The organism is Nostoc sp. NMS2, assembly GCF_017115105.1.
Classification (GTDB): Bacteria; Cyanobacteriota; Cyanobacteriia; order Cyanobacteriales; family Nostocaceae; genus Nostoc.
On the sequence record NZ_JABXKH010000096.1, the window covers coordinates 1 to 4,290 of the forward strand.

The 4,290-nt window shown below is 41.4% G+C and carries 9 protein-coding genes; 8 read left to right on the top strand and 1 reads right to left on the bottom strand.

Translation table 11 applies throughout. The features are described 5' to 3' along the window. Positions 1-272: 272 nt before the first annotated feature. Entirely contained in the window at positions 273-599 is a 327-nt protein-coding gene (locus HWQ36_RS17800; RefSeq protein ID WP_292705018.1) for a hypothetical protein, read from the top strand. 37 nt (positions 600-636) lie between these two features. Here HWQ36_RS17800 and HWQ36_RS17805 read toward each other — a convergent pair whose 3' ends face one another. Continuing rightward, the gene (locus HWQ36_RS17805) at positions 637-1,386 is read right to left on the bottom strand and encodes an SDR family NAD(P)-dependent oxidoreductase (protein WP_292705019.1); all 750 of its coding nucleotides are present in this window, start codon (positions 1,384-1,386) and stop codon (positions 637-639) included. Positions 1,387-1,645: 259 nt separating this feature from the next. On the opposite strand from HWQ36_RS17805, the gene HWQ36_RS17810 reads away from it, so the two are divergent. The 7 genes from HWQ36_RS17810 to HWQ36_RS17840 all read left to right on the top strand — a co-directional run bounded on the left by HWQ36_RS17810 (position 1,646) and on the right by HWQ36_RS17840 (position 4,234). Then, on the top strand, positions 1,646-1,867 hold the full coding sequence (locus tag HWQ36_RS17810) for a hypothetical protein (RefSeq protein ID WP_292705020.1): 222 nt from the start codon (positions 1,646-1,648) through the stop codon (positions 1,865-1,867). A gap of 154 nt (positions 1,868-2,021) precedes the next feature. Beyond that, entirely contained in the window at positions 2,022-2,342 is a 321-nt protein-coding gene (locus tag HWQ36_RS17815) for a helix-turn-helix domain-containing protein (protein ID WP_292705021.1), read from the top strand. A gap of 88 nt (positions 2,343-2,430) precedes the next feature. Continuing rightward, on the top strand, positions 2,431-2,664 hold the full coding sequence (locus tag HWQ36_RS17820; protein WP_292705022.1) for a hypothetical protein: 234 nt from the start codon (positions 2,431-2,433) through the stop codon (positions 2,662-2,664). After that, positions 2,664-2,786: a hypothetical protein gene (locus HWQ36_RS17825; protein ID WP_292705023.1), complete on the top strand. Its 123-nt coding sequence runs from the start codon at positions 2,664-2,666 to the stop codon at positions 2,784-2,786. The genes HWQ36_RS17820 and HWQ36_RS17825 overlap by 1 nt, the downstream gene beginning before the upstream one ends. A gap of 43 nt (positions 2,787-2,829) precedes the next feature. After that, positions 2,830-3,066, top strand: coding sequence for a hypothetical protein (locus tag HWQ36_RS17830; protein WP_292705024.1), 237 nt, complete (start codon positions 2,830-2,832; stop codon positions 3,064-3,066). Positions 3,067-3,151: 85 nt separating this feature from the next. Continuing rightward, positions 3,152-3,502 carry a hypothetical protein gene (locus HWQ36_RS17835; protein WP_292705025.1) on the top strand — a complete coding sequence of 117 codons (351 nt, stop codon included), beginning with the start codon at positions 3,152-3,154 and terminating at the stop codon, positions 3,500-3,502. A gap of 126 nt (positions 3,503-3,628) precedes the next feature. Then, entirely contained in the window at positions 3,629-4,234 is a 606-nt protein-coding gene (locus HWQ36_RS17840) for an MT-A70 family methyltransferase (protein ID WP_292705026.1), read from the top strand. Positions 4,235-4,290 lie beyond the last annotated feature (56 nt).

Genomic DNA, 4,290 nt, shown 5'->3' on the forward strand with positions numbered 1-4,290 from the left:
GTTTCTGTTTTGGCTGCGGCTCTCCCAAACTCAGACCCTCTGCCATAATCCCTCTGTCAATAGGGTTTGAGACGCGCTAACCCTGGCTGTTTGGTAATAGTAGTAATTTATTTGATAGCGAGAAAGGCTCATTTATTTTCCCCCTATTACTAATAGTTAAGAAGTCAACAGGTAATTTTTTTTATTTAATACAAATTTTTGATTCTCGTGGATGGTTTGAATATAATACCTATAAATTATTTGAGAACGAAGCAGATACTTACAATAATCAAATGCCAGTTCAAGCATTTGAGTCAGACTTTTCTCGACAAGAAATTAAGGATTTTTTAACTTACTTTTATATCTATCTAATTCAGCTATTTAATAATGCAAAATCTCTTGCTCAACCGGAACCTTTTATAAGAATGATTGATTCTAGTTTTATTCTTTATGGATATTACAATAATCAATATTTCGAGGAAGGGTACGATGATAGAAAATCATATCAACAAGCAATTCAAAGATTTAGTTCGGTTGGACTTAATGCTTTCCAGCCACAAAATATAAATTCTCTGTTGCAAACTATTATTAGTGAAGTCGCTCAAAATTATGAACAATAAATGTATTGTAAAGTACGTTGAAGTACAGAAATTATAATTACCGTTCTTGTTCAGTTGGGCGGATTAAGATTTCGTTGACGTTAACGTGTGGAGGCTGTGTGACGGCATAAACGATCGCATTGGCAATATCTTCACTCTCAAGATTTTTGACCGAACCGTAGAAGTTTTTTGCCTGCTCTTTTGCAGAGGAATCCGTAATGTGCTGCGGTAACTCTGTTGCCACTAACCCTGGCTCGATAATCGTGACGCGGATGTTATTTTGATAGACCTCTTTACGAAGTGCTTCACTAAACGCACCAACTGCCCATTTGCTAGCATTGTAGACACCGCTTCCGGCGTTTGCAACTCGACCTGCTACCGATGAAATGTTGACGATGTGCCCAGCACCTTGTGTCTTCATCAAAGGTAAAACTTTGTGAGTAGCATACATCAATCCCAACACATTCAGATTGATCATGCGTCGCCAGTCTTCTGTATCTGCACCGTCAATCAGACCTAACAGCATCACCCCTGCATTATTGATGAGAATATCAACTCTGCCAAATTTTGCATGAGTTTGGTTGACCAATGCTTCTACCTGCACCTCATCTGAAACATCAGCAGTAATGGATAAGGCTTTTCCACCAGTGCCAGTAATACGAGTTTCTAGGTCTTGCAAGCGATCGCTCCGACGGGCAGCAATTACTACTGTAGCGCCCTCAACTGCCAGCGCCAACGCTGTAGCCTCACCAATACCAGACGATGCCCCTGTTACAATTGCCACTTTGTCGATCAACTTACCAGCCATTGTTAGTTTCTCCGTTGTTATTTTTTCGTTTTTTATCTAAAAGTTAATTGGCGGTTTGAGGGTTTTAGGCGCTCCGATGTATACTAAACAGCCAAACACCTTTATGCCTTGAATTGCTTGCTCCTAGCTATTACAACTCAAAAAAAATTTTGGATACTTGCCCCTCTTCCTTTGAATCAAGAGTCGTCGCCTTGCCTGAAAGGGAGTTATCACAATTTCCTGTTTTGTTTGACGGTAGCATGAGAAAAGGTTGAACGATATGAATCAGAAGGTGGATTTGTCATCACTTGCCCTAATTCTCGAAAAAATCCTCGCTCTGATCGCCACCCATCTCAACGTTGAGCCAGTGGAGCTTGTGCTGATTACTACAGGCGAACATAATTCTTCATTCTGGTTAGTTGCACCCCATAAGCATTTTGCATTGCAGTTAGCTCCAAGAGATTCAATAGGGTTGCTGTTCTACGAACGCCGATACGCCTAGTTATCCCTACATCTCTCATCTTTCTAAAGAACAAAATATGGATGACATAGCAAAGAATTGCCTACGACAGGTGGGTACATCATCGTACTGGCTCAATTTCTGCTACTAATAGTGGCAGAGAACTATTGTAATTGTCAACCAAATATTGCAGAAAATGGGCAATCGGGAAGAGATAGAAGAGGTCGTTATGATACCACTAAGTGAAGTGGGTTCTATTAGATGGACAGAGCAACGCAGTCAAAAACTGCGTTCATTGCGTGGCAATATGCCATTGGTAAGTTTGTCCAAAAAGCTAAAAGAGCATGGTGTTGATATCTCTCGCCAGTATTTAAACAAGATGGAAACCGAGTTAGAAGTCAAAGGGGCAACCCCTGAGATGATCGTTGGGTTATGTAAAGTATTTGGCTGTAGCTTGGCTGAATTATTATGTTTGAAATCAACCAAGATCGTGCAACTAGGGGTTGACAAAATGTAACTAAAAGTTGCAGAATATTTGTAAGGTCAAAGGAAAGCAAATTGCTTTTCCCAAAACGCTTTCATAATTAGCAGTACATTACCCACAGTTGGGCGACACCGAACAGCCCGATGTTCGCAGAGCGTCTCCAATAGAAGGCTCACGCCAAGAAACGCGATTGGTTAACGGTGTGCAGCAGCCCGTCTATGTCTACGCTTGTCACGAGCCGACTGTTGCGGCAGGCTTAACCAAAGCTATAGAAGAGTTCTTTGCTCACCCTAGCCCTGGTGCAGCGCTAAGGCAGGCAGGTGCTTTCTCAAAGAAAGCTGTAGTTACTGCTTGATGGTCATCGGTCATTGGTCATCGGTCATCGGTCATCGGTCATCGGTCATCGGTCATTGGTCATTGGTCATTGGTCATTGGTCATCGGTCAAGCAGAGCGATCGGCCAGTAATCAAAAATTAAGACTTTTACAACAAAGGCAAATTCTACCTTGAGGGGAAAAGATATGCAACTCGGATACTTCCAAAAAGATGTACTCATTGAAAAACTAGCTAAGAAATTCTACGCGATCCAAGGCTATGTAGTCCCCGAATCATATCGAATGCAATCAGCTACACATCCAGCAGAAAGAGCGTGTGTGGCTATGGCTATTTTCGCAATCGAAGAATTTGAATCCATCAAAGATGAATGTTCAAATGAGGATGATAACGAATATGAAACTGATTGTTTATTCCCTGAATAACGTTCGTTGCCAGGGGTTTAATTGAAGCGCGAGTAATACACCTTCCTAAATATTTTCTTACAAATTACAAGATGGTTAAACGGATATGAAAGCCATAGTCACAGTAGTTGAAAAAATCTCATCTGAAGCTCACATTGATATTCCCGATGGTTTAGCAGAATTAGGTATTAGACAGCACGTTGTAGACCATTACAACAGTGGCGAAATGCTTGCCTTACTGAACATTTTCCACGTTGATTTTGAATCTATCAGCGTTCACATTGGGAAAAAACCCCAAATTACTTGGCAGCCTGGAAAGCCTTGGAGTCCAAAGCGTCCTTATTACTTTTGCAAACTTGGAAGATTTGCTTTGACTCTGTTAACTGACACAGAGCAAAACTTAACTCGTACCGAAGTTTACTTTGGGCATCAGAAGCAACTTATTTACACATCATAAAAAGAAATATCCAAAGAATTGGCAACAGTTGAACTCCAAAATTTCTTAAGTGGATTAGCTGTTGAACTTCAGACTTTAAGCCACATTGAATTTCCAGAACAAGTTTGAAAATAGCAGGAGTCAAACATGAGACTAACGACATTAGAAGGTCAATACCAGTGCATCGTGATTGACCCTCCCTGGTTCTATCGGCTGAGAAATCAGGATAAAACTCACCGAAACCGCATTAACTACAAGCCAATGCACATAGAAGAAATACTGTCATTGCCTGTTCCAGACTTAAGCGATCGCACAGGGTCAGTCCTTTGGCTTTGGTACACAAATAATCACATGGTAGAAGCGGCTCAATGCTTGCAAACATGGGGATTTGAACTCAAGACTATTTTGACTTGGGAAAAAGTCACCAAAGACGGCACTAAAACACATCTAGGTGTTGGTCATTGGCTGCGAAACTCGACCGAACATTGCGCTTTGGCTGTTCGTGGGAATGTCAAAGCTTTCTCTGGACGAACACTCACAAACGAGTCCACCATCCTGCACTCACCCAGGCGTGAGCATTCCCGTAAGCCCGAAAATTTCTACCAACTCGTAGACAAACTGTGTCCAGACATAACAAAGCTGGAGATGTTCGCACGCGAGTCTAGGGACGGCTGGGACTGTTGGGGGGATCAGGCGGATCTGTTTGATCAGCTTGGTGCAGAAATTGATAACGATACTTCATTGAGTGCTTAATTACAGCACTTACGTCTGTTATAAGGTACAATAAATTAAAATATAAATACCTTTAA